The organism is Peptostreptococcus porci (assembly GCF_009695815.1).
GTDB classification, from domain to species: Bacteria; Bacillota; Clostridia; order Peptostreptococcales; family Peptostreptococcaceae; genus Peptostreptococcus; species Peptostreptococcus porci.
This window is the reverse complement of record NZ_VUNE01000001.1, coordinates 424,614-448,203: the sequence shown is the minus strand read 5'-3', so window position 1 is coordinate 448,203 and position 23,590 is coordinate 424,614. Positions and strand designations below refer to the sequence as shown.

The following is a 23,590-nucleotide window of genomic DNA, read 5'->3' as shown; positions in this document are numbered from 1 at the left end:
TAATATGAACGTACTCGACTTTCCAAAAGTTTTTATTTAATCCTAGTATTCAATCGTCTTATTCTTCTTCTCGTCTGACCAATAGCATTCCGCACTAGCCAAACATAAAAAACAGTTTCTGCTTTTTTTATCAGCATACTTCAGTAAGTTTGAAAGCTCATTATTGCATTCTTCATTACTGTTATGACTTCCAATAGCACTATTAATTATCTCTATTTCGTCTTTTGAAAATCCACACATCGAAAGAATTTTTTTTGATATTTCTAATCCTGCAATAGAATGTTCTGTTCCATTTTTGTACTGTTCGGCTCTTCCTATATCATGTAACAACGCAGATGCATAAATCAACTCTTTGTCCAGACCCAAGCCATTCTCTAGATTGTTTATATACATTATTCTTGCAACACTCGCTAAATGTTCTATACCATGCTTACAAAAAATACGATCCCGTTCCAATTCGGTTATCTCATTATTAATGTCCAAAAACAATCTATTGCTCAAAATCTTTTTTATTCTATCCATCTAATCTGACCCTTCCACTTGAAATTTATCGAAAACACTTTATTCCTTAACCATTCCAAGAACAGTGTTTCTTAGATCAGAATTATTTTCAAATTTACCTCTTGTAGCTACAGTGACGGTTTTACTTCCTATCTTCTTTACCCCTCTCATAGTCATACAAGTGTGCTCTCCTTCGACAATTACCATAACACCTTGTGGAGATAATTCTTCAACTATACTATCTGCAATCTGAACTGTCATCTGCTCTTGTAATTGTAGTCTCCTAGCAAAAACATCGACCAATCTTCCTAACTTACTCAAGCCAACAACCTTGTCACTAGGAATATATGCTATATGAACTTTTCCAAAAAACGGCAACAAATGATGCTCGCACATAGAATAAAATGTGATATCTTTTTCCAACACTAAATCGGATCTTTCTGAATTAAAAACTTTACTTAAATGAGTTTTTGCATCATCATTGTATCCCTGCAAAACCTCCTCGTACATCTTTGCGACTCTCTTTGGAGTTTCAATTAAACCCTCTCTGTCGGGATCTTCGCCAATAGCTTCTAACAATAGCCTAACAGCCTTCTCTGCCTTATCAAAATCCACCATATTTCCTCCTTGATAATAAACAAACGACCCTTATATTTCAAAGTCATATTCGCTTATTATTTCAAATTTGTTCTTATTATATTTTATTAATCCTTCTCTTTGCATCTTACTCAATTCATTTGACAATGCACTTCTATCAACACACAAATAGTCAGATAATTGCTGTCTATTGTATGGAATTTCAATTATTTTACTCTCTAGCTTACGAGATAAATACGATAAATATGACACAATCCTGCCTCTTATCGATTTAGACGATACATGGTATATTTTTCTGCTTAAATTTAGATTTTTAAGGGACATTATCTTCAATAAATTCGAAGCAAACTTGTCTTGATAATGAGCAGTATAGTCCTCTGAATCAAATATCTTCGACATTTTTAGAAAAACTATCTCACAGCTCTCATTTGCTACAACGTCTACCATCAATTCTTCATCATTGGCACATGCGTAGACCTCTGCAAAAACTTGACCAGAAACAACATTATCAAAGATACTCTTATTTCCCCAAACATCGTTGCTTTCAATATTTGCACTGCCTGTTAACACGATACCCATAGATGAAACTTTATCCCCAGCCATAAGGATTATGTCACCTTTTGAATATCGTCTAATCTCATAGCCCAGCCAATCAAACAATTTTTCCAAATCTTCAGCATCGATTCCTTTAAAAACCTTTATCTTCGTCAGAAATTCAAAATCCATAATATCCCCTCCAATAAATAGTATTAGATTTATTATAACACAATATCATTATCTAGTAATGATTATTCTTTATTTAAATAGTATCAATTTTTTACTAAAAAAGAGTATTATTAAGAAATAAATATAAAATAAAATCTGTATAGTTCAAAAATAACGATTAAATTTAGTTCTATTTAAAGTTGTTCTAAAAAATAATAAACCTGTGCTCAATTCTCGTTTTATTTTTTTTTAGCACTATAAAAAATTCCATATATTTGTTGGATTTTGCTACGTTTTTTTTATAATAAATCTTTTCAACATAGTTTCCTATTTGATATTTGCCGACTTGACTAATATATAGTATTCCATACTCAAGTGAAATTTTCCTTCTAACAACAGTCTCTTTGTTGTCCTTACTATAAACATCATACACAAGCTCCCTAATTTGAATATAGTCATCCTTATCCCCAACCTTAGAATGGTAAATCACTCCTACCAAATTATTCAAATCAACTCTTATCGTGTCCTCAATAGAATAGGCAATTTCTCTCAATTCCAGTTCATCTTTAAAATGATTATATTTAGATGTGCTCTCTTTTATCAGAACAGCAGAAATTGCTAATACAACTGCAATAACAGCTATGTAAATCAACATATTCAAAAGAATAAACCCACTTCTTTTTGACTTATTCATCATTTCCATCTCCAAAATATTTGATACCTACTTTTTCTATTTCTTACAATTATAATCTTGAAATAAGCCCATCAATAACCGCCTTTTTCTCCAAATAATCTTCTTCATATGATACTACTCGCCCACTCCCCAACATCATTGTTATCCTCTCTAATTTCTTGTTTTTTTCATCAAATACATATATGGTAAATCCCCTATCAGGCGCTCCAAATCTAGATGTAGAATTATAGTTTATGCTCCTTTCTCCAGATAAAATATAGATGTTTAGGGGAAATTTTTTTTCTCTTACCAACTTGTTTTTTTGATAAATTTCATAGCCATTTCTCATTAATAGGATACTATATTTATAGTATTCATCAGACGATTTTATCAGATATTCTCTTAAATCTGATTTTGTTTCAAAGACCGCAGTTTGGAATTCTTTGCTGTCAAAATTTATTCCAAGATAGGCAATTGAAAAAATTATTGCAATTAATGAAACTGCCACTATGATTTCCAAAGTACCAAATCCTTTTCTTTTGATATTTTCGCCTATATCTTTTTTGATATTATCATCAAGTATTTTTTTCATTTTTTCTCTGACGTCCTCCCTAATGTCACTAAAAACTTAGCTTATAAGCTACGAAACTTGTAAAATCTAAAAAAATACCCTAGTGTTTTCAAATCTAGTTGATAATCGTAAATAGTGATTTTATTCTATTTTCATCAAGATAGATTTTATCAGGACCATATTTTTCATATGGATTATATACTCTACACTTATGTATGCTCTGTCTTATTGTATCTCCTTCACTATAAGTCAACTTTAAATAAAATTCTGTATACCCTTTCTCTTTCCTAATAAAATTATATGGTGAATTGCTTTCTGGTATGGAAATCGAAATTTTTTTATCCGAATAATATTTTTCATCAATTACATCTTTTATACCTTCTGAATAAAAGTCCGTATAATTGGCTTCAAATTCACCTTTTGTCTTAGACCTACTAACAGAATTCTCTATTGAATAATAGAAATTTAATTTTAACATCTCCTTTGCAACAGAGGATTTAAAATCATTTTCGAGTCTTATATAATCACTTTTTTTCATTCTGCCAAAGCTTTTTATCATATTCATTGAAGAAATCACTATTGCGCAAATGATTGCAACCATAAAAATAATAAAAATAGAAATATTGCCTTTTTTTCTACTCAAAATCTTCATTTTTATCACTTTCCCCCAAAAATGATAGTATATTGAAGTTTCTATCCGCATACTCTGACTCTATTCTAATCTGACTGTTTATCATTTCAAATTTTTCATCGACCACTTTTCTAACTATGTAAACGTCTTTTTTCTCGATTTCATATACATCCATCTCTCGTAACATTGACACATCTGAAATGTTTGCCAAGTATTCCTTTTCGTTTTTAACTACACTTGACAGAACATAGTTGTCATAAGATCTTCCTTTCAACAATAAAGTGATATTTGTGATACCAAATGAAAAAACATATATTCCAATTGATAATATTATAAGTGAAATGACTGCATCAATCATTACGTAGCCAGTTCTTTTTCTTGCCATAAATGATCCACCCACCTCTATATTTAGTATTTTCGAGTATATAATTATGCAATTACCATTTAAATTATTATAGACATTCACAAAAAAAATAAACCAAAAAATTTTGGTTTATTTTTTAACTGTTTTATTCGCCTATTTCTTCAATTTGTTTTCTAAGCATAAAGTTCATACCGATATTGACAGGCAGCTTCATCTTCACTATTTGTCTTGGATGTGGTGCCTCCATTATAGCATCGCCATCCTCATTAAACATTTCCTCTATCTTCGTAACAATTGTTTCAGTATATGGACCAATTATTTCTATCTCATCGCCAACAACCATTTTGTTTCGCTGTTCAACAGTTACCAAGCCATTTTCATCAGCTGGCTTTACGACTATACCGACAAAATCATAATTTCTCACATATGAAGCAGATTCGTAGTTTTGCTCCTCGTGGTTCGGTTTTTCGTTGTAAAAGCCTGTCGTAAAATGTCTGTGACTTCCCTTTTTCAATTCATCTAGCCACATCGGATTAAATTTCCAAGAATCAGGGTTTTTATAATATTCATCTATTGCCATCCTATACGCTCTTACAACAGTTGCCACATAGTATGATGTTTTCATTCTTCCTTCAATTTTCAAGCTAGTAATTCCAGATCTAATCAATTCCGGTATGTATTCTATCATACATAAATCCTTCGAGTTAAAGAAAAAAGTTCCTCCCTCATCCTCATAGACTGGGAAATACTCTCCTGGTCTTTTTTCCTCAACCAAGCTGTATTTCCATCTACATGATTGAGCACAAGATCCTCTATTTGCATCTCTTCCCGTCATATAGTTGCTTATCAGACATCTTCCCGAGTACGAGATACACATTGCTCCATGGACAAATGCTTCAATGTCCATGCTATTTGGAGTCATTTTTCTTATTTCACTTATTTCGTCAAACGACATCTCTCTGGCGACTACTACTCTTTTTACCCCTTGCTTATACCAAAAATTAGCACTATGATAATTAGTCGTATTCGCTTGAGTACTCAAATGTATCTCCATTTTTGGAATTGTTTCTTTAATGACCTCTATAACACCGGGATCGGATGCTATCAAGGCATCTACACCAGCTTTTTCCAAATTGATCAAATAATCCTTAAATCCTATAAAATCCTCATTATGTGGAATAATATTTACCGTAACAAATACTTTTTTCCCACGCTCATGTGCAAAATCAGCACCCTCTTTAATATCCTCTATACTAAAATTCTTCGCTGCAGATCTCATACCAAAGCTTTCTCCGCCAAGATATACAGCATCAGCTCCGTATTCAAAAGCAATCTTTAGTCTTTCAAGATCGCCTGCTGGAGCAAGTAATTCAACTTTTTCCATAATCTCTCCTCTCACAGTAAAAAACTATCTATCAGACATCTTGTAAGAAATTGCAACACCATCTCCAATAGGAATTATCGACGTGTCAAGAAATTCTTGATGGCATATATAGTCCAAATAATCTCTCATTCTCTTTACAATCGTCTTCTTTCTTTTTACCACAAAATCATCACTGGCAATCATACCTTTATATAAAATATTGTCCGAAATGACAATTCCTCCATTTTTCACCTTATCAAATACGATATCAAAAAACAATTTATACTGCCCTTTTGCCGCATCGATAAACACCATATCGAAATCTCCATCAATGTCCTTCAGTGTTTCTTCAGCGTCTCCAACCAATATTTTAATTTTATCTGACAACCCTGCTTTTTTTATATTTTCATATGCTTTTTCTAGCATTATTGGATTTCTCTCTGTCGTAATTATCTCCACATCATTATTCAATACGTCTGCGAAAAAAATTGAAGAATATCCAATTGCACATCCAATTTCAAGTATTCTCTTTGGCTTGTGAATTTTCAATATGACCTTCAATAGCTCGGATACCTCTTTATGAATTATAGGAACTGAGTTATCCTCAGCATATATTTCCATCTCTTCTAGAAGACCGTTATTCATTTTTAAAGTCTTCCTAATGTAATCCTCTACTAGGTCATTCACAATATTACTCATACTATTTCCTCTCAAAATCAATAAAATTTTTCAACAGATAACCCAATTTTTCAACCTTATCCCAACAATATCTTATCCCAACAATACAGTTCCTAACAATAAATCATTAGGAACTGTATTCAATCTATTTATAATCAATTATTGTTCGTTATTCGAACTATTTGTGCTCGATGTACTAGAATCACTACTGCTCTTTGACGAATCCTTACCTTCTAAGGCATCTAGCTCTTTATGGTATTTCTTCGCATATACCATATGTTCTTCGTAGGTTTTGCTGTAATAGTTTTTGTTGTCTGTTCCTGTTACGAAGTATAGATAGTCGCTCTTTTCTGGACTGGCAGCAGCAATCAGCGATTTAATGCCAGGATTTGCTATCGGAGTAGGTGGCAATCCATCATGTAAATAAAGATTATATGGAGTCTCCACCTTTAAATCCTTATACAAAACTCTAGATTTTCTCTCTGGCAATCCATACTGCAACACAGCGTCAGATTGCAATCTCATCTTCTTTGCCAACCTGTTGTAAAATACTCCGGCAACCAAACCTCTATCTTCATCCTTTACAGTTTCCTTTTCAACAATGGAAGCCATAATAACTGTATCATAGAAGTTGTACTTATTTTTATCAGCTATGCTTTTCACACTTTTATTATAATTTTTCTCAAATTCTGATAACATTCTCTCAAAAATTTCTTTTTCAGTTATCCCTTTTTCAAAATGATATGTTACCGGATATAAGAAGCCTTCCAATGTTACGATTCTAGAATCCTTCAGAAATGAAAATTTACTTTGAAATGCCTTTGGATTTCTAAATAACTTTACAAATGTTGCTCTATCTCCAAGCTTATTTTTAACCAGCATATTTACAATATCTGTAGAAATACTTCCTTCCGGTATAGTAATTTTCGTACCATCTTGATATACCATACCATCAACCATTTTCTTTATTATAGCTTCATTGTCCATATTTTGAGACAACTTATATTTACCAGCCTTTATTTTTTCAGCTTTCTCAGAGTTTTTCGCATTCTGAACAAATACTCTCTTATCCCTAATTAAGTTTTTTTCCTTCAAAATATCAGCAATTTGAGGAACTGATGAACCATTCGGAATCTCAACGACTATGTTCTTTGTGCTATTCTCATCCACTGCTTTTGACGCTCTTTTGAAGTAAAAGCTCCCTGCAATACCTAGTATCGACACAAACAAGAAAAACACAATAATAATTCTGTAAACCCTGATCTTAGATCTCTTTTTTTTCATTTTAGAAACGTTACTATTCTTCTTCACTAACTCATCCCCTTCAAACTAAATTTTTTCTATCACTGCCTTGATAAGTGACGAAAAATCATTTTTTACCCTATTAGATGTTTCAACTACTTCTTCATGATTTAACGGCTGATTTAATATACCTGCCGCCATATTTGTAATACACGAAATTCCCAGAACATCAATTCCAGAATGATTTGAAATTATTACCTCTGGTACAGTAGACATACCCACTGCATCTGCTCCTAATAGCCTAGCCATTTTGACCTCTGATGGAGTTTCGTATGATGGCCCTGAAAAATACATATAAACCCCCTCTTTTATATTTATCTTCAGTTCGTCTGCACATTTTTTGGCAACTTCAATCAATTTCTTATTATAAGCATTACTCATATCTGGAAATCTAACTCCGAAATCATCTAAATTTTTACCGATAAGCGGATTTGATCCACTAAAATTGATATGGTCATTTATTATCATCAAATCTCCAGGATTCATTGACAGATTACATCCTCCTGCAGCATTGGTAACTATCAATTTTTTAATTCCAATTTTCTTAAAAACTCTAATTGGATACGTGATTTCCTGTTGTGTATAGCCTTCATAATAATGAAATCGTCCCTGCATGGCAAGAACATATCTTCCATTTAATTTTCCAATAACCAATTGATTTTTATGTCCTTCAACCTCTGAAACCATAAAATTCGGTATTGAGCTATATGGTATTACAACCTTATCTTCAATACAATCTGCAAGAGATCCCAGTCCCGAACCTAAAATCAGTGCAATCTCCGGACGATATTCAGTTGCGTTCAAAATAAATTCTGCACTTTTTTGTATCTTATTTTCCATATATCCACCTCTATAAAAATACACCCTTTAGTATATGATCTCATTTTTTATAAAATCACATATTTCCTTTGCAACAGTTGATGCTGCAATAAAGAACTCCTTGTCCTCCTCGAAACCTCTACCCATGCTTCTCACCTTTTGTCCAAAGTGTTCCAAGTCGTCTTCTGCCTTTTCATATGAATTGAAAATAATTCTATGTTTTTCATTTATACTATTGTCATTTAGCTGCTCCATTATCAAGTCAAGTTTTCCTTGCTCGTAGTTGTCATTAATAACGACCCTAGTAGATTTATTTGTAATTTCACTCAAAATAGTTATTGTATGATGAGATATGCCTCTGTGCCTTGGTCTTAAATCTGCAAAGCTAATTCTTGGAATGACAAAGGAAGTCCCATTCATCTTTTCGACAGCATCAATTATTGCTCCCTGATCAATCCCACTAAAGCCATACTTTGTACCAGTGCCTGCAATTCCAGGTCCCATCGATGCTATTACGCAGTCCGCCTTGCAAATTTCCTTTGCTGTGATTAGAGCCGTATAAATATTAACACATTCAAAATCTCCACCAAAAGCATTACCATACGTTATTGTGTTATCTATAAGACCAATTTTTTTTAAATTATCGACATTCTTGCTAAATGCAATTGGCAACGCCGCACCATCAGTCATAATGTAAACCAATTTTTTTTCTGGGTAATGTCTTTTAAAGGTTGCTGCAAACGGCTGTAGCATACTATGCAAGGCTCCGACAGCAACTGGTAGCTTTTCTAGGCAAATAAAATCATTGAACACATCATGGTATTCACTTCCCTGTTCTTCAACAGAATCCACCTTTATTTGCATAGGAGTATATCTTAGTTTCATTATGTGTCCACCAGGTGTAAACGTGGAATTCTTGTTATTCAGATTATACATGACAAAATGAAATCCACCAGTACCAAGGTTTAATTCAACAGCGGTTGTATTCAAAGCAACCTCATCACCAATTTTTGCAATTCCCGTAATCTGAATGTAATTATAGGCTCTTTCCAAGCTCCCATCGATATCTACGACAATGTCTTGTATTAAATTATTTTCACTTCTAATATCAACAATTTTCCCACATTTTTTACTTATCATGACCCTTGTTCCTTCCAAATTCATCAATGTAGTTTAAAATCTTGTTATTCCTGATAATCTTTGTAATAGAATATTTTTCAGCAACTAAATGTACAAGTATCAACAATATCAACACAAATATCTGCACATACATATTGAAGGAAATAACAATAAATATTCCCAGTGATATTCCCAACACGTTGGAGCCAGCATCACCCATCATCGCCATAGCTTTAATATCATAATAGAAATATGCTATCACTGCTGGAACTATTAACATCATCAATTCTCTTTCAAAAACTGAGCAAAAGAATAAACATAGAATAATTGCAAACAAATAAACTTTTATTGCTCTACCAGGTCTCAAATCTAGCAAATTCATAAAGTTAGTAGAAAGAGCAATCACTAGCATTCCCAAAATAATGCTCGAAATATCCTTTGAAATAGTTACCGAAATCAATAATCCTACAATTCCTCCTATCAAGGCCTTAAACGCCCCTGTCGTCAATTCCCCCTTAAATAAATTTGAAAAATGTCCTTTCAAGCCAGTAACATCACGATTGCCAATTGCGTCATCAATTATTCCAACAAAGCTCATCGAAATTATGCCAAGAGCAACAACAAGTATTTTTATCAGTCGTTCAGGAGCTACATTTGAAAACAAAAGCACTATTGTGTTTAAAAGCAATGGTGGAATAAATACAATTCCCATGCCCACAGGAATCATTTTGCCTCTATAATTCTGCCTAACCAACCCACAATTATCAAGCATCTGTCTTATGAATTGAATAGAAATCAAAGTCACACTTATACCCAGACTGAATAAAATCAACAACATTAAATAATCGTACAAGCTAATCCCCCCATTCTTTTTTCTTTTGTTTTACTATTTTTTTTATATGAAGGTATTGTTTTCCTCTGTGAATAAACCCCTTCAAATCTCTCCCTGTTTCGTTATGAGTCATATCGACTAAATATTCATTTACTCTATATCCCCATTTCAAAATATCTACTGTCATGCCTACTTCCACACCATAACCATCTGGCATAAAGTCAAATCGATCAATAACCTCTCTTTTAAAGGCTCTTTGCCCTGATATTGTAGAGTTTAGCTCTACGCCTGTCATTTCATATACAGAATCCTTTGCCAGCCTCTTTACAAATCCCATTCCGCCTTTTTTTGATGCTGGTCTAAATCTTGCAATGGCAACATCGCACTCATCATCTAGAACTGGTCTAATGATTTTGATTACTTCTGAGGAAGTTTTTCCAACATCTGCATCAAGAAATACAACGATATCAGCGTCTTTTCTCATAATTTCCAGCCCCTTTTCAAGAGCCTTTCCTTTTCCGTAATTTTTCGTTTGAATATAGAATTTTAGCTTTTCGATATCAATCGATTTTACCACCTGTGCAGTATTATCACTTGAACCGTCATCCACAACTACTATTTCATCAACCTCAGCCAAATCGTTTATTCCATTGATTGTGTCAACAATTCTTTCTGATTCGTTATATGCCGGTATAATCACACTAGTTATCATTCAATCACTCCTTAGTTTAGAAATGTTTTATTTTGAAATCGCCAACAAAGATGAGTTATCGTCAATCTTACCAAAGTTACCGATTAAATCTTTCTCATTTATCAAAGTTACCAAATTAATATATGACCACTGTTCGTCAACATTTGACAAAGTCGAAATTCTATATTTAGAAAAAATCTTTGCCATGTCTACTTCCGAGCTGCTTTTTTGAGCAACTATTGTATGCTTAAGGCTCTTTATTTTTCCAATAAATCCACCTTGAAATTCCTCGACATTTGTATTTTTGGCATCCATAGTATTATTCACAATTATGTTCGTCACATTATCAAAAGTATTTATAAATCCATTTATTTTAACATATCCCAAATCTTGAAGCACTGATAATCTACCATCAGTATTTGATACCTTTATTGAATCGACTATCAAGTTCTCCAAATCTTCCTTTTTTTCCAATTTTTTGTCAAGTTTTTCATTTATTTTCTGCAATGCATCCTCTTGATTTATTGAATTTTTAATAGTTATGTAAAAAGAAACCTCACCACCAGTTGATGTAATAACATTTGAAACAAGATTGCTTGTACTATCCTCATCAAACGATATTATCCCGATCTTCTTATTTGAAAGCCCTGATTGAATCAAGGTTTTATTGTTATTTGAAAGATAAGACTTAAAATCATCTATATTTTTCTGAGCCTGCTTGTTTTCAATGCTCAATTCATCATTAACGGCTTGAAGATCATTAACTTTTGAATCAATATCCTTTATGATTGACGCATTTTGTTTCTGTATAGACTCATTTGTTCCAAGCGAAGATCCTATTAATATACCTATTCCCAAAGCTATGAAAATCGAGCCTATCGATACTATGAAATATTTAAAATTTATGTGCATTTCCAATCCTCCTAACAATCTTTTAATTCTAGTGGAAATATTTACATCTTCATCAATAACCTCAATTTAATCTGAAGCAATTGAATTAAAGTCTGAACCTTTGGTGATAGTGATGCAACTATTAATATTGGGAACAAAGCAGTTATTATCAAGGCAAATATATATTTTATTTTCAGCCTGCTTTGGTATAAAATACTAACTCCTCTTGCATCGATCAATCTAGATCCTATTTTTAATCTGACAAGAAATGTAGAAGCCATTCCTTTTCTTCCTTTTTCCAAGAAATCTATCATATTTGAATGAGTTCCAAGTGCGACTATCAATTTTGCGTTATACTCATATGCAGCCAACATTGCGATATCTTCACTAGTACCTGGAGCAGAAAATACCACAGCCTCAAGCCCCAATTCTTCAACTCTTTTCAAACCAGGTGCTCTACCGTCAGTATAAGCGTGAACCACGATTTCATTCGCCGACTTTAGTGCATCATCACTGACACTATCCATATCTCCCACTATGACATCGGGCTTATATCCAAATTCTAATAATGCGTCAGCACCGCCATCAACACCTACCAAAATTGGTTTTACCTCTTCAATATATGATATCATAGCCTGCAGATCATCTTTATAATTATGACCTCTTACAACAACCAAAACATGCTTTCCATCATACTTGGTTTTCATTTTAGGAATCTCCAGATCTCCTAAAATCATGCCCTTTTCTTTTTTTGCATACTCAATTGTATTATCGATAAATCTATCTAGCTCAACTTCAATATTTTCATAGGCTTTCTTTATTTTTTCGTTGACGACAAACTTATCCATTACTTCACCAGAACCGATTAGCTCCCCATCTCTGAATATCCTTCCATCCTCAACAGCTATAAAGTCATCTTCATTTAACTTATCGAATACATCCATACCAACATTGTCTACAATCAATATATTATTGCTGACCAATATCGTAGGACCAATATTTGGATACCTTCCGCTTATGGATTCCGTCGCATTTATCACCAATCTTATCTTTGCTTCAACCAATGATTTTGCAGCCACTTCATCGATATCAATATGGTTTATTACCGCTATTTCACCATGCTCAATTCTTTTTGCAAGTTTTTTAGTTTTTTTGTCCTTTTTGAGTCTCGCCTCTACTCGCATAGCCTCCTCCTAGTAAACATCTAGTTATTCTTTATCCTTTTTGCACTTTCTATTATTTCATCTGCGTGCTCTATCGTCTTTTGCGAAATAACCTTTCCTGAAATCAACCTTGCAATTTCATTTTTCTTTTCTCCATCTCCTAGCTTAGAAATTCTAGTATACGTTCTATCATTTTCAACATTTTTTTCTATCTGGAAGTGATCATCTGCAAACGATGCAATCTGTGGAAGATGAGTTATACATATCACTTGTTTTTTTTCTGATATATTTGACAGCTTTTCACCAACTATTTGTGCTGCACGACCACTTATTCCACTATCTATCTCATCAAAAATCAAAGCCTCAATCCTATCTACATCTGACAGAATAGACTTAAACGCCAACATAAACCTCGACATCTCTCCACCTGAAGCCACCTTGCTCAGAGGATTAAGATCTTCTCCCAGATTGAAGGAAACGAAAAATTCAATATCATCGCATCCACTTTCATTATAATCCAAACTCTTGAAATTTACCTTAAATCTCGTATTTTTCATATTTAGACTATTTAATTCTTCCAATAGTCTAGTCTCCAATTCTGCTGAAACCTTGATTCTCATATTTGTCAATTCAGCTCCACTCTTCTCAAGCTCAATAAATTTCCTAGACAATTTTTCTTGCAAAGCACTTAAAACCTCATCTCTATTTTCTATATCGCTTAATCGTTTAGACATCTTTTCCATATATGAGAGTATTTCATCTACAGAATCTCCATACTTTCTTTTCATAGTGTTATAAACATCTATTCTCTCCTGAATCTCATCCAACTCATGAGGTTCAAACTCAATTGAATCTATATAATGTCTAATAGACGTTGATTTATCTTCCAATTCGTACATTATACTTTCTATTGCCTCATTGATTTCTAATATTTTATCATCGTATTTAGAAACTCCTGACAGCAGCGATACACTCTTTCCAATTAATTCCAATGCATTGAAATCACTGGAATTCAAATTCGAATAAACCTCATTTAATGCCTTGTATATCTTTTCACCATTGACAAATATATCTCTACGCTTCAACAGTTCGTCGTATTCGTTTTTGTCCAACCTAGCCTTTTCAATTTCATCTATCTGAAATTTCAACAAATCTTTTTCTCTTTGGACTTCCTTCTCACTCTTATTATCATTAATTTTTAAGATTTCACGTTTTATCTCGTTGTATTCTCTAAATACTCTTATATATTTATCATATACACCTGATATTTCTGCTTTCCCAAATAGGTCTACAAATTCAATGTGATTGTCCCTATTATACAAGGCTTGATTTTGATGCTGTCCATGCATATCTACAATCAAAGACATCAGCTTTTTCAAATCTCCAACTCTTATGTTTTTACCATTTATCTTCGTTGTACTTTTCCCATCTAAAAAAAGTTTTCTCGAAACGATAACACTACCATCCTCTTCCTTCTGAACATCAAGCTTGTCGAGCATATCAATAAATTTTGCATTGTTGGAGAAAAATAACGCCTCAACCTCTGCGAAATCACAACCTTTTCTAATATATGTCCTGTCAAATTTTCCTCCAAGACATAGATTTAGCGCTTCCAATATTATTGATTTCCCTGACCCAGTTTCTCCCGTCAAAATATTTAATTTTTCTCCAAAGTCAACTCTCAATTCTTCAACAAGAGCACAATTTTTCATATATAGATCATAAATCATAAAAACACCTACCTTATTCTAAAGAGTGTGATTGTTCAACAAGTTCCTCTATGTATTTATAATATTTTTCAACATCATTCCACCTTGCCAGCATTTTGTTTTCTCTAGCAAAGTCATTTATCAACTCTAGCTTTTCATCATCAAAATCAGATGCCGACTCAATTTTGCCAATATCGATCAATTTATCTATTTTTTCCAAGTATATCAGATACTCAATATTCCCTTCTGGTCCTTTTATCGGCGAAAAATCAAGTCCAAGAATTTTAAACCCATCGCTTATTGCAATATTGGAAACGTATTTTATTACCTCGATGTGAGTTGATTTTTCTCTGACTACACCTTTTTTTCCAACCTTCTCTCTTCCCGCTTCAAATTGTGGCTTAATCAAAGCTACTATATTGCCGCTATCCGCCATCACCTCATACGCCTTTGGGAGCACCAGTCTTAGAGAAATAAAAGACACATCTATTGAGACGAACTCAGGTTTTTCGTCCAATTTCTCTGCTTCCAAATGACGAATATTTTGCCTCTCCATGCACACGACTCTTTCATCTTGTCTAAGCTTCCACGCCAACTGACCGTACCCAACATCTACTGAATACACCTTTCTAGCACCATTCTGTAGCATACAGTCGGTAAATCCACCAGTAGACGCACCTATATCCATACAGACCTTGCCATCTAGATTAATATCGAAACTACCTATAGCTTTTTCAAGCTTCAAACCACCTCTGCTCACATAAGGGATTTGCTTGCCTTTCACCACTATCTCAGCATCAATCCTGACAGCAGTTCCTGCCTTATCAACTTTTTGATTATCTACATATACATTTCCTGCCATTATGTGTCTACGTGACTGTTCCCTACTTTGGAAATATCCCATATCAACCAATAGCAAATCTATCCTTTTTTTCATAAAACAACCTCTATATTTCTTCGAGAACTCTTTTGATACCATCAGGAGATATACCTAGCCTATCCATCAAAATGTCAGTATTTCCATGAACTACAAATTCGTCAGGTATTCCCATTATCTTTAATGGTTTATTTATTTCATTCTCTTTCATTATTTTTTCAATATTACTTCCCAGACCACCAATAATAGAATTATCCTCCAACGTAACTACTACGTCAGCCTGCTCCAAATACTCTATGTATCTCTCTTCGGACATAGGTTTTAAATATCTTGCATTTAACAGGCAAACATCCACTGAACATTTTTCTGTATTTGTCTCAAAATATTTTTCCAATGCGTTGATTGCATTAAATACCATATTTCCGATGCCAATAATTAATACCTTTTTGTTATTTTTTTCTGATGTATTGCTAAAATTATTAAAAATAACCTCAGGCTTTCCGACTGTGTAAATATCTATTGGCAATTCCTCAGTAACTTCACACTCCTTAAAGAACTTAAAGTGACATTTATCTATATAGTATTCATTACCTCTAGGATACCTTATTGCCAGAGGAGTTTCAAATCGCTCCGAAAACTTTATCATTCTTATCATCTCATCAGTATCCTTTGGTGCCATAACAGTCATATTTGGTATCAAGTTCAAATAGGAAAGGTCAAACTGCCCATGATGAGTTTCTCCATCATTTCCAACTAAGCCACCTCTATCAATCAGAAATGTAACTGGCTTGTTAGTAATACATACGTCGTGTATAAGCTGGTCATAGCCTCTTTGTAAAAAAGTCGAATACACTGCAAAATAAGGCTTCAATCCATTTTTGGCTATACCAGCCGCAAATGTAACTGCGTGTTGCTCAGCTATTCCAACATCAAAATATCTATCTGGATGAAATTTTTCAAAAAAATTTAATCCAGTGCCTGTTGGCATTGCAGCAGTAATTGCAACTATTTTTTCATTGTAATTTGCCATCTCAGAAAGTGTCATTCCAACTACTGAAGAAATTGACTTCTTGTCAGATGGCAATACTCCAACCTTGTAGTCAAATTTTCCTACTCCATGATAATTTTCCGGATTATTTTCTGCAAATCTATAGCCCTTACCTTTTACTGTCTTTACGTGAATAAACTTTGGTCCTTCGATATATTTCACATAATCAAAAATATCAATCATCTCCGAAATATTATGTCCATCTATCGGACCAATATATTTAATTCCCATTGCATCAATAAATCCACATTTTTCTGGTAAAATACTTGTAATCAGAGTATCTGTAAGCTTGTTAGCTTTTTTTGATATTTTACCTCCAACCTGTGTCATATTCATTATTCTATCAATATTATCTTTTAGCATGAGCGTTTCAGTATTTCTGATAATCTTTGACATGTACGAAGAAAATGCACCTGTATTCTTATCAATCGACATTTCATTATCATTAAATATCACTATCATATTTTTCTTCAAAAACCCAAGGTTATTAAGTGCCTCAATCGACATACCACCTGTAATTGCACCATCTCCAATAATTGAAATAACCTGATAGTTTTCTTTTTTTATATCTCTTGCAACTGCAATCCCCAACCCAGCCGAAATAGAGGTAGAGCTGTGTCCAGTATCAAAAATATCATGTTCACTTTCAGATTCTTTCGGAAAACCTGACAAACCATCAAATTGTCTAAGAGTTGAAAACTCGGCTTTTCTTCCAGTGATTATCTTATGAACATAGGATTGATGTCCAACATCCCAGATGAACTTATCCTTTGGGCTATCAAAAACTTTGTGTAATGCCAATGTCAGTTCAACAACTCCAAGATTGGATGCTAAATGACCTCCAGTTTTCGAAACATTCTTTACCAAGAACTTTCTAATATCCTTGGACAGTTCATTTAACTGATTTACATTCAATTGTTTTATATCCCTCGGAGAATTTACTCCGTCTAAAAATTTATACATATACTCACCTATAATCTTACATAACAACTCCAATGATTATTCCCAATATTGCACCGAAAAACACCTGTTTTGGAGTATGTCCAATCAATTCCTTCAGCTTTTCATTCTTTATCGGTAACCCTTTTTGCAAATCCTCTATTATTTGATTTAACATCGTCGCTTGTTTTCCAACAGCCTGTCTGACACCAGATGCATCATACATGACAATAGCAGAAAGAACTGCTGCCATTGCAAAATATGTGGAGTTAAATCCATGTCTTATTCCAATCATTGTCGCCATACATGTCACAAAAGAGCTGTGAGAGCTTGGCATACCACCTGATGTGAAAATTCTAGCGATATCAACTTTCTTTTCTCCAGTAAATATTTTTAAGACTTGTGCCAAAAAGCAAGCAAATACGCTTGTCCAAAATATATCGTTAGAAGATATTTCTTTAAAAAAATTCATAATTCCTCCGTTAATTACTTTTACTAATTACTTCTATTCAAAATAAACTCTGATAAGGAAATCAAAAACTCAACATCACTACTGTCAAAAATACCTATACTTTTCTTTGCTTTCACTATTAAATCGGTCGCTATTTGTTTTGATTCCTTCATTCCTAATAATGACGGATAAGTGGATTTCATATTATCAATATCACTTCCTACTTTTTTCCCAAGAGTTTTTTCATCACCTTCAATATCCAAAATATCATCAACTATCTGAAATGCCAATCCAATATTTTCGGCATATCTCGTCAATGCTTGAAGCTTTTCATCGCTGGCTTTGGCAAGAATTGCACCACATCTTACACTCGCAATTATCATCTTTGCAGTTTTATTAATATGAATAAAATCCAATTTATCTTTTTTTATTGCTTGTCCCTCGCTTTGAACATCGACAACCTGACCACCTATCATACCATAAATACCTGCACCTCTTGCAATTTCATACATAGCCCTTATATGTAGATCTGGTCTATCGGAATCCTTGGCATATGCCAACATCGTTTCAAATGCGTGATTTAGTAAAGCATCTCCAGCCAATATAGCCATATCTTCACCAAAAACCCTATGATTTGTAGGCTTCCCTCTTCTCAAATCATCGTTATCTAGTGCTGGAAGGTCATCATGAATCAACGAATACGTATGAATCATCTCAACAGCCACACTGTATGGAAGAAAATCTTCCCCCAATCCACCACATGCTCTGTATCCCTCCATTATCAAGATTGGTCTCAATCTCTTTCCTCCAGCATTCAAACTATAGTTCATTGCCTCAAAAATAGTCTTTTGATAGCCCACCTCTTCCGGAAGAAAAGCTTTCATTTTTTTCTCTATATAATTAATTCTATTCTTTAATTCGAGCGTAAACTCCACCTTTTTCACCTCTAATATTTCTTAGCTATAAATTTAATATATTGTCACGCAATGCTACAATACTATTAAAACTCAACCTCTTCTTGAACCTCATTGAACTTACTTACCTTAAGCTCTGCTTCCTCAAGAATTTTTGCACAATATTTGTACAAGTTAATCCCTTCTTCATATAGCTTCAAGGATTCATCTAAACTAATATTACCTCTTTCAAGTTTGTTTAAAATATTTTCCATCTTGTCATACGCATCTTCATAAGACATATTCAATGTATTTTCCACACTCATAACTAAATCTCTCCATAAAATCACTTCTAAACTATTTTTCGATAACCTCGCACTTTACCTTACCATCTGAAAAAACAACATCCAATTCGTCGCCAATTTCCAATTTTTCTCGAGATGACACAAGTCCATTTTTATTTTCTACTATCGAATAACCTCTTTCCAATACCGAAAATGGATTGAGGCTTCCAAAGCTACTCGCCAGCATATTCAACGAATTTTTTTTCGTGACAAATAGCCTTTCCATAGAGTTTTCCAGAGATAAATTTATTCTGTCTAAATCAATATATCTATCATTTATTACAACTTTTTCTAACTGTACATTATACTTGTTTTTGCTTAACTTTATCTTTTCTTTTTCAACAGAAATAATATTTTTTATAGATTTTGACATTCTCATCATCCTGTTTTTTTGAGTATATTCCAAATCAAATAAATTTGGTGTCGCAATTTCTGCAGCTGCAGATGGTGTTGGTGCTCTCATGTCTGCAACAAAATCACAAATCGTAAAATCTGTTTCATGACCAACAGCCGAAATCACAGGAATATTTGAGTTATAAATAGCCCTCGCAACTATTTCTTCATTGAATGACCATAGCTCTTCCAAGGAGCCACCACCTCTGCCGATAATTATCGTATCTATATCGCCGACATTATTTAAAAATCTAACACCTTCAACAAGAGTCTTTGCAGAGCTTACTCCTTGCACCTGTACTGGATATAGCTTAATATTAACCTTTGGATATCTTCTACTCACAACATTTATTATATCTCTAATCACTGCACCTGTTGGCGAAGTTATCACACCAATGTTTTTTGGAAATCTTGGAATTTGCTTTTTGTGAGCGACACTAAACAAACCTTCCTTGTCCAGCCTTTCCTTTAATTTCAAAAACTCATAAAATAGAGTTCCCATACCTTCAATTTCAATTGACTCAATATATAGCTGGTACACTCCATCTCTCAAATACGATGAAACATATCCAGTTGCAATAACTTTATTACCATCTTCTAATTTCAATTTATTGTTCACATTTTTCTTGTATATCATGCAGTTTATTTTAGATTTGTCGTCTTTTAGAGTTAAGTAGATGTTTCCAGAAGAATGCATTTTTAGGTTAGATATCTCTCCCTTTACTTTTACGTTGGAAAGTATTGGGTCGTCATTTAACACTCTATTAATATATTGATTTAATTCTGAAATCTCTAACGTCCTTATTTTCATTTTCACACCACCAAACTGCATAATATTCTACATTATATTATAACACAAATAAAGGTAGCTAAAAATATAAATATTTTCAGCTACCTAACATTGATATTATTTTATATACTTCATTTTTTATTATTTATTGATTAGTTTTATCATATGTTTTATCAAAAGAAATAAATTGATTTTTTGTATTGCAATTTTAAACGAAGGCATGATTAAAGATATGTAGATATCAAAATCCTTTTTTGGTATAATTACATAAAATTACTTTTTAATATAATCAAATTATTTATATGGAGGTACCTATGAAAAATATCATGTTTGTATGTCATGGAAATATTTGCCGTTCCCCTATGGCAGAGGCGCTTTTTAGAGATATGTTAAAGAAGAATAATCTTCAAAGCAAGGTTTTTGTTGACTCTTCAGCAACATCCTACGAGGAAATTGGAAACCCCGTTCATAACGGAACTAGAAAAAAACTTAAAGAATTTAACATATCTGTAGATGGATTATTTTCAACAAAACTAAAAAAATCTGATTTCGACAAGTTCGACTATATATTTGTGATGGATAACAATAATTTAAACAACATAAAAAGAGAATTTGGAGATTATGACTCAGAAAAAGTAATGAGGCTATTGGATATCACAAACTCCCCAAGAGATATCGCCGATCCATGGTACACTGGTGATTTTGATAAAACATACAACGATATCTATGAAGGCTGTTCGGTTCTACTAGAAAGAATAAAATCGGAGCTTTAAATAGTTGATAAAACATATTTGAATATGATAAAATAGTCGTATAATTACGTTTACAGGAGGGTTAAAAGAATGATACTATCTGGAAAAGAAATTCTAAGGAATGTTGAGTCAAAAAATATAATTATTGAGCCTTTTGATAAGAAAAAAATAAACCCTAATAGTTACAATCTATCTTTGTTCAACGAACTGCTTGTTTATGAAAACAATGTATTGGATATGAAAATTCCAAATCCGGTAAAAAAATTGGTAATACCTGAAGAAGGATTGCTCTTGGAACCGAATAAACTTTACCTTGGTAGAACAAATGAGTTCACAAAAACAGAAAAATTTGTACCCATGCTTGAAGGTCGTTCTTCGACTGGTAGGCTTGGTTTATTTATTCATGTTACAGCAGGTTTTGGTGATATCGGATTCGCTGGATATTGGACTTTGGAGATATTCTGCGTTCAACCTATAGTAATCTATCCAAATACTGAAATTTGCCAGATATATTATCATGATATCCACGGTGACTACGATTTATATAGTAGTGGAAAATATCAAAATAACGTTGGAATCCAGCCTTCTTTAATGTATAAAGACTTTGAAAAATAAAATTGAGATGACCAACATAAAGGTCGTCCCTAGCATAAGAAAACATCCCACACTTTATGATTCTAAAACGTGGGATGTTTTTAATTTTTTTAACAATTCTTAAGTCCTATATAAATCTTATATAAATACATTTTTTATTATTTAAATTGTTATCACAAATATTTGCTAAATCCCAAGTAAAAAAAATGAAAAAAAGACTATAATACTTTGAAATAATTTTCCAATAGGAGGCATTATGCAAATTTTAGATATAAAGAAACTGGCACATAACATTCTTGAAAACAAAAACATAGAAAGCAGTTTTATCGAGTATAAAAAGTCGGCAAACTTTAAAGATAAAATTTTAAAAACTGCCTGTGCCTTTGCCAATAACTATATGAATAATGAGATTGGACTGTTGTTCATTGGTATTGAAGAAGTTGATGATAAAGAAACAGGGGAAAAAGCAATTCCTAAAAGACCTATAGAGGGTATAAAGGAGTCCAAAATTGAAGGGATTGAAAATGAATTAAAATCACTCCTTTCCAATATCCATCCAAAAATAAACTATCACATTATTACAGATAGAATCGATGATGAATACTATCTTGTTATTGCAGTAGAAAGTAGCAGCAATGGACCTTTTCAAACAAGTGAAAGAGCGGAAAAGGACAAAGATATTAAATTAAAAACAGGAAGATATATCAGAGTAGGCAGAGATTCAAGGCTTCCAAATCCAACAGAAGAATTTGAACTATTAAAGAAGTTTTCAGGATTTTCTTTCAGTTCCAATCTCAATGATACGGCTACCATAGATGATTTAAGCTATGAATATATAAAAGAATATCTACTTCAGACAGGAGCAAAAAAAGATATTAGAGAAATGACGAAACTGGATATGGCAAAGAGTATGGGTCTTGTCAGTGAAAGTGAGTATGGGGGATATAGAGCAAAAAATTTTGCTGTGCTGATGTTTTCGGAAAAACCAAATAAGTTTATTTCAAATGCCCATGTTGAAATTATAAGAGAAATTGACGGAACGGATAAAATGGAATCAAAAAGATTTGATGGGCCGGTTTGGATACAGGCAAAACAAGTTAGCAAATATTTTGAAGATAATATTATGGCTTCATATACCATAAGAGAAGCTGATAAAATTGAGCATAAGATTATCTATAATTATCCCCTTACAGCATTTGAGGAACTTTCTACAAACGCTATTTTACACAAAGAATATGATACGCCTGAATATGTGGGAATATATATTTACAAAGATAGAATTTCTTTTGTAAATCATAACAGACCGCTTCCACCCGTAACAATCGAATCACTCAACAAAGACAGAAGCTTTGACAGAAGACAGTATATCAATAAGGAACTTAAAGATATGTTTTTTTCACTTAACTTAATAGAGTCTTACGGATCAGGTATAAGGCGAGCAAAAGATTCATTGTTAGAAAATGGATCACCTAAACTAAAATTCTATCCAGACAATATTGAAGATAACTACACGAATGCAGTTCTGTATATAAATAAAGAGTTTTTGAGAGATATCAGTACCAATACTACCCAAGAAACTACTCAAGAAACTACCCAAGAAATAAATATAGATAAATCTATACCAGATAAAATAATAGAATTTATGACAATTGAACCAAATATTACTGCAAAACAACTTGCAGATAATTTAGATATTTCATTCGATGGAGTTCGTTATCATATTAAGAAGCTAAGATCAGATGGTCGAATCGCAAGAGAAGGCTCTACTAAATCTGGTAGGTGGATAATTTTAAAAAAATAAAACATAATCTCAGCTGAATTTAATAGATTATAATAAAAAATTTCGACACAAATGTCGTCCCTAGCATAAGAAAACATCCCACATTTTATGATTCTAAAA

26 protein-coding genes are annotated in these 23,590 nt (G+C 32.9%); 3 read left to right on the top strand and 23 right to left on the bottom strand.

Features of this window, described 5'->3' with window-relative positions; translation table 11 throughout:
• Nucleotides 1-42: 42 nt before the first annotated feature.
• From FYJ71_RS01990 to xseA, 23 genes are all read right to left on the bottom strand, one after another.
• Entirely contained in the window at nucleotides 43-522 is a 480-nt protein-coding gene (locus FYJ71_RS01990; protein ID WP_154537130.1) for an HD domain-containing protein, read from the bottom strand.
• A 39-nt stretch (nucleotides 523-561) separates the two neighbouring features.
• Entirely contained in the window at nucleotides 562-1,119 is a 558-nt protein-coding gene (folE, locus tag FYJ71_RS01985) for a GTP cyclohydrolase I FolE (RefSeq protein WP_154537129.1), read from the bottom strand.
• Between the two features lie 30 nt (nucleotides 1,120-1,149).
• Nucleotides 1,150-1,824, bottom strand: coding sequence for a Crp/Fnr family transcriptional regulator (locus FYJ71_RS01980; RefSeq protein ID WP_154537128.1), 675 nt, complete (start codon nucleotides 1,822-1,824; stop codon nucleotides 1,150-1,152).
• 184 nt (nucleotides 1,825-2,008) lie between these two features.
• A complete protein-coding gene (locus tag FYJ71_RS01975; RefSeq protein ID WP_154537127.1) occupies nucleotides 2,009-2,497 on the bottom strand; it encodes a hypothetical protein in 489 nt (162 codons plus the stop codon).
• A gap of 49 nt (nucleotides 2,498-2,546) precedes the next feature.
• Nucleotides 2,547-3,068 carry a pilus assembly FimT family protein gene (locus FYJ71_RS01970; RefSeq protein ID WP_154537126.1) on the bottom strand — a complete coding sequence of 174 codons (522 nt, stop codon included), beginning with the start codon at nucleotides 3,066-3,068 and terminating at the stop codon, nucleotides 2,547-2,549.
• A 94-nt stretch (nucleotides 3,069-3,162) separates the two neighbouring features.
• Nucleotides 3,163-3,699 (bottom strand): hypothetical protein, encoded by a 537-nt coding sequence (locus FYJ71_RS01965; protein WP_154537125.1) that lies wholly within the window; start codon nucleotides 3,697-3,699, stop codon nucleotides 3,163-3,165.
• The gene (locus FYJ71_RS01960; RefSeq protein ID WP_154537124.1) at nucleotides 3,683-4,063 is read right to left on the bottom strand and encodes a hypothetical protein; all 381 of its coding nucleotides are present in this window, start codon (nucleotides 4,061-4,063) and stop codon (nucleotides 3,683-3,685) included. Before FYJ71_RS01960 ends, FYJ71_RS01965 begins: the two co-directional genes overlap by 17 nt.
• A 124-nt stretch (nucleotides 4,064-4,187) precedes the next feature.
• Nucleotides 4,188-5,426 carry a peptidase U32 family protein gene (locus FYJ71_RS01955; protein ID WP_154537123.1) on the bottom strand — a complete coding sequence of 413 codons (1,239 nt, stop codon included), beginning with the start codon at nucleotides 5,424-5,426 and terminating at the stop codon, nucleotides 4,188-4,190.
• 24 nt (nucleotides 5,427-5,450) lie between these two features.
• Complete coding sequence (locus FYJ71_RS01950; RefSeq protein ID WP_154537122.1) at nucleotides 5,451-6,104, bottom strand: O-methyltransferase; 654 nt, start codon at nucleotides 6,102-6,104, stop codon at nucleotides 5,451-5,453.
• 138 nt (nucleotides 6,105-6,242) lie between these two features.
• Nucleotides 6,243-7,394: an endolytic transglycosylase MltG gene (mltG, locus tag FYJ71_RS01945; protein ID WP_328597737.1), complete on the bottom strand. Its 1,152-nt coding sequence runs from the start codon at nucleotides 7,392-7,394 to the stop codon at nucleotides 6,243-6,245.
• Between the two features lie 18 nt (nucleotides 7,395-7,412).
• A complete protein-coding gene (locus FYJ71_RS01940; protein ID WP_154537121.1) occupies nucleotides 7,413-8,225 on the bottom strand; it encodes a purine-nucleoside phosphorylase in 813 nt (270 codons plus the stop codon).
• A gap of 27 nt (nucleotides 8,226-8,252) precedes the next feature.
• Nucleotides 8,253-9,344, bottom strand: coding sequence for a DUF3866 family protein (locus tag FYJ71_RS01935; protein WP_154537533.1), 1,092 nt, complete (start codon nucleotides 9,342-9,344; stop codon nucleotides 8,253-8,255).
• Entirely contained in the window at nucleotides 9,334-10,176 is an 843-nt protein-coding gene (locus FYJ71_RS01930) for an MraY family glycosyltransferase (RefSeq protein ID WP_154537120.1), read from the bottom strand. The genes FYJ71_RS01935 and FYJ71_RS01930 overlap by 11 nt, the downstream gene beginning before the upstream one ends.
• 1 nt (nucleotide 10,177) lies before the next feature.
• Nucleotides 10,178-10,867, bottom strand: coding sequence for a glycosyltransferase family 2 protein (locus FYJ71_RS01925; protein WP_154537119.1), 690 nt, complete (start codon nucleotides 10,865-10,867; stop codon nucleotides 10,178-10,180).
• Between the two features lie 27 nt (nucleotides 10,868-10,894).
• On the bottom strand, nucleotides 10,895-11,758 hold the full coding sequence (locus FYJ71_RS01920; RefSeq protein ID WP_154537118.1) for a copper transporter: 864 nt from the start codon (nucleotides 11,756-11,758) through the stop codon (nucleotides 10,895-10,897).
• A gap of 41 nt (nucleotides 11,759-11,799) precedes the next feature.
• Nucleotides 11,800-12,921 carry a putative cytokinetic ring protein SteA gene (steA, locus tag FYJ71_RS01915; protein ID WP_154537117.1) on the bottom strand — a complete coding sequence of 374 codons (1,122 nt, stop codon included), beginning with the start codon at nucleotides 12,919-12,921 and terminating at the stop codon, nucleotides 11,800-11,802.
• A gap of 20 nt (nucleotides 12,922-12,941) precedes the next feature.
• A complete protein-coding gene (recN, locus tag FYJ71_RS01910) occupies nucleotides 12,942-14,630 on the bottom strand; it encodes a DNA repair protein RecN (protein WP_154537116.1) in 1,689 nt (562 codons plus the stop codon).
• Nucleotides 14,631-14,643: 13 nt separating this feature from the next.
• On the bottom strand, nucleotides 14,644-15,546 hold the full coding sequence (locus FYJ71_RS01905) for a TlyA family RNA methyltransferase (protein WP_154537115.1): 903 nt from the start codon (nucleotides 15,544-15,546) through the stop codon (nucleotides 14,644-14,646).
• Nucleotides 15,547-15,556: 10 nt separating this feature from the next.
• On the bottom strand, nucleotides 15,557-17,497 hold the full coding sequence (gene dxs, locus FYJ71_RS01900) for a 1-deoxy-D-xylulose-5-phosphate synthase (RefSeq protein WP_154537114.1): 1,941 nt from the start codon (nucleotides 17,495-17,497) through the stop codon (nucleotides 15,557-15,559).
• A gap of 16 nt (nucleotides 17,498-17,513) precedes the next feature.
• Nucleotides 17,514-17,945 carry a divergent PAP2 family protein gene (locus tag FYJ71_RS01895; RefSeq protein ID WP_154537113.1) on the bottom strand — a complete coding sequence of 144 codons (432 nt, stop codon included), beginning with the start codon at nucleotides 17,943-17,945 and terminating at the stop codon, nucleotides 17,514-17,516.
• Between the two features lie 23 nt (nucleotides 17,946-17,968).
• The gene (locus FYJ71_RS01890; RefSeq protein WP_320798672.1) at nucleotides 17,969-18,859 is read right to left on the bottom strand and encodes a polyprenyl synthetase family protein; all 891 of its coding nucleotides are present in this window, start codon (nucleotides 18,857-18,859) and stop codon (nucleotides 17,969-17,971) included.
• 65 nt (nucleotides 18,860-18,924) lie between these two features.
• Nucleotides 18,925-19,143, bottom strand: a complete 219-nt coding sequence (gene xseB, locus FYJ71_RS01885; protein ID WP_154537112.1) for an exodeoxyribonuclease VII small subunit — start codon at nucleotides 19,141-19,143, stop codon at nucleotides 18,925-18,927.
• A 31-nt stretch (nucleotides 19,144-19,174) separates the two neighbouring features.
• Entirely contained in the window at nucleotides 19,175-20,365 is a 1,191-nt protein-coding gene (xseA, locus tag FYJ71_RS01880) for an exodeoxyribonuclease VII large subunit (RefSeq protein ID WP_154537111.1), read from the bottom strand.
• A gap of 293 nt (nucleotides 20,366-20,658) precedes the next feature.
• Between xseA and FYJ71_RS01875 the strand changes: the two genes are divergently transcribed.
• The 3 genes from FYJ71_RS01875 (at nucleotide 20,659) to FYJ71_RS01865 (ending at nucleotide 23,491) form a co-directional block, all read left to right on the top strand.
• The gene (locus tag FYJ71_RS01875) at nucleotides 20,659-21,117 is read left to right on the top strand and encodes a low molecular weight protein-tyrosine-phosphatase (RefSeq protein WP_154537110.1); all 459 of its coding nucleotides are present in this window, start codon (nucleotides 20,659-20,661) and stop codon (nucleotides 21,115-21,117) included.
• A gap of 69 nt (nucleotides 21,118-21,186) precedes the next feature.
• Nucleotides 21,187-21,711 carry a dCTP deaminase gene (dcd, locus tag FYJ71_RS01870; RefSeq protein ID WP_154537109.1) on the top strand — a complete coding sequence of 175 codons (525 nt, stop codon included), beginning with the start codon at nucleotides 21,187-21,189 and terminating at the stop codon, nucleotides 21,709-21,711.
• Between the two features lie 235 nt (nucleotides 21,712-21,946).
• The gene (locus FYJ71_RS01865; RefSeq protein WP_154537108.1) at nucleotides 21,947-23,491 is read left to right on the top strand and encodes an AlbA family DNA-binding domain-containing protein; all 1,545 of its coding nucleotides are present in this window, start codon (nucleotides 21,947-21,949) and stop codon (nucleotides 23,489-23,491) included.
• The last annotated feature ends 99 nt before the right edge of the window (nucleotides 23,492-23,590 follow it).

Bases quoted from the DNA above. Each gene is read 5' to 3' on its own strand.
- folE (WP_154537129.1), bottom strand. From the start codon at position 1,119: ATGGTGGATTTTGATAAGGCAGAGAAGGCTGTTAGGCTATTGTTAGAA.
- recN (WP_154537116.1), bottom strand. From the start codon at position 14,630: ATGATTTATGATCTATATATGAAAAATTGTGCTCTTGTTGAAGAATTG.
- FYJ71_RS01950 (WP_154537122.1), bottom strand. From the start codon at position 6,104: ATGAGTAATATTGTGAATGACCTAGTAGAGGATTACATTAGGAAGACT.
- FYJ71_RS01990 (WP_154537130.1), bottom strand. From the start codon at position 522: ATGGATAGAATAAAAAAGATTTTGAGCAATAGATTGTTTTTGGACATT.
- FYJ71_RS01980 (WP_154537128.1), bottom strand. From the start codon at position 1,824: ATGGATTTTGAATTTCTGACGAAGATAAAGGTTTTTAAAGGAATCGAT.
- dxs (WP_154537114.1), bottom strand. From the start codon at position 17,497: ATGTATAAATTTTTAGACGGAGTAAATTCTCCGAGGGATATAAAACAA.
- FYJ71_RS01920 (WP_154537118.1), bottom strand. From the start codon at position 11,758: ATGCACATAAATTTTAAATATTTCATAGTATCGATAGGCTCGATTTTC.
- FYJ71_RS01875 (WP_154537110.1), top strand. From the start codon at position 20,659: ATGAAAAATATCATGTTTGTATGTCATGGAAATATTTGCCGTTCCCCT.
- FYJ71_RS01965 (WP_154537125.1), bottom strand. From the start codon at position 3,699: ATGAAGATTTTGAGTAGAAAAAAAGGCAATATTTCTATTTTTATTATT.
- steA (WP_154537117.1), bottom strand. From the start codon at position 12,921: ATGCGAGTAGAGGCGAGACTCAAAAAGGACAAAAAAACTAAAAAACTT.
- xseA (WP_154537111.1), bottom strand. From the start codon at position 20,365: ATGAAAATAAGGACGTTAGAGATTTCAGAATTAAATCAATATATTAAT.
- FYJ71_RS01940 (WP_154537121.1), bottom strand. From the start codon at position 8,225: ATGGAAAATAAGATACAAAAAAGTGCAGAATTTATTTTGAACGCAACT.
- FYJ71_RS01925 (WP_154537119.1), bottom strand. From the start codon at position 10,867: ATGATAACTAGTGTGATTATACCGGCATATAACGAATCAGAAAGAATT.
- FYJ71_RS01895 (WP_154537113.1), bottom strand. From the start codon at position 17,945: ATGAATTTTTTTAAAGAAATATCTTCTAACGATATATTTTGGACAAGC.
- FYJ71_RS01865 (WP_154537108.1), top strand. From the start codon at position 21,947: ATGCAAATTTTAGATATAAAGAAACTGGCACATAACATTCTTGAAAAC.
- FYJ71_RS01970 (WP_154537126.1), bottom strand. From the start codon at position 3,068: ATGAAAAAAATACTTGATGATAATATCAAAAAAGATATAGGCGAAAAT.
- FYJ71_RS01935 (WP_154537533.1), bottom strand. From the start codon at position 9,344: ATGATAAGTAAAAAATGTGGGAAAATTGTTGATATTAGAAGTGAAAAT.
- FYJ71_RS01975 (WP_154537127.1), bottom strand. From the start codon at position 2,497: ATGAATAAGTCAAAAAGAAGTGGGTTTATTCTTTTGAATATGTTGATT.
- FYJ71_RS01955 (WP_154537123.1), bottom strand. From the start codon at position 5,426: ATGGAAAAAGTTGAATTACTTGCTCCAGCAGGCGATCTTGAAAGACTA.
- FYJ71_RS01905 (WP_154537115.1), bottom strand. From the start codon at position 15,546: ATGAAAAAAAGGATAGATTTGCTATTGGTTGATATGGGATATTTCCAA.
- dcd (WP_154537109.1), top strand. From the start codon at position 21,187: ATGATACTATCTGGAAAAGAAATTCTAAGGAATGTTGAGTCAAAAAAT.
- xseB (WP_154537112.1), bottom strand. From the start codon at position 19,143: ATGAGTGTGGAAAATACATTGAATATGTCTTATGAAGATGCGTATGAC.
- FYJ71_RS01960 (WP_154537124.1), bottom strand. From the start codon at position 4,063: ATGGCAAGAAAAAGAACTGGCTACGTAATGATTGATGCAGTCATTTCA.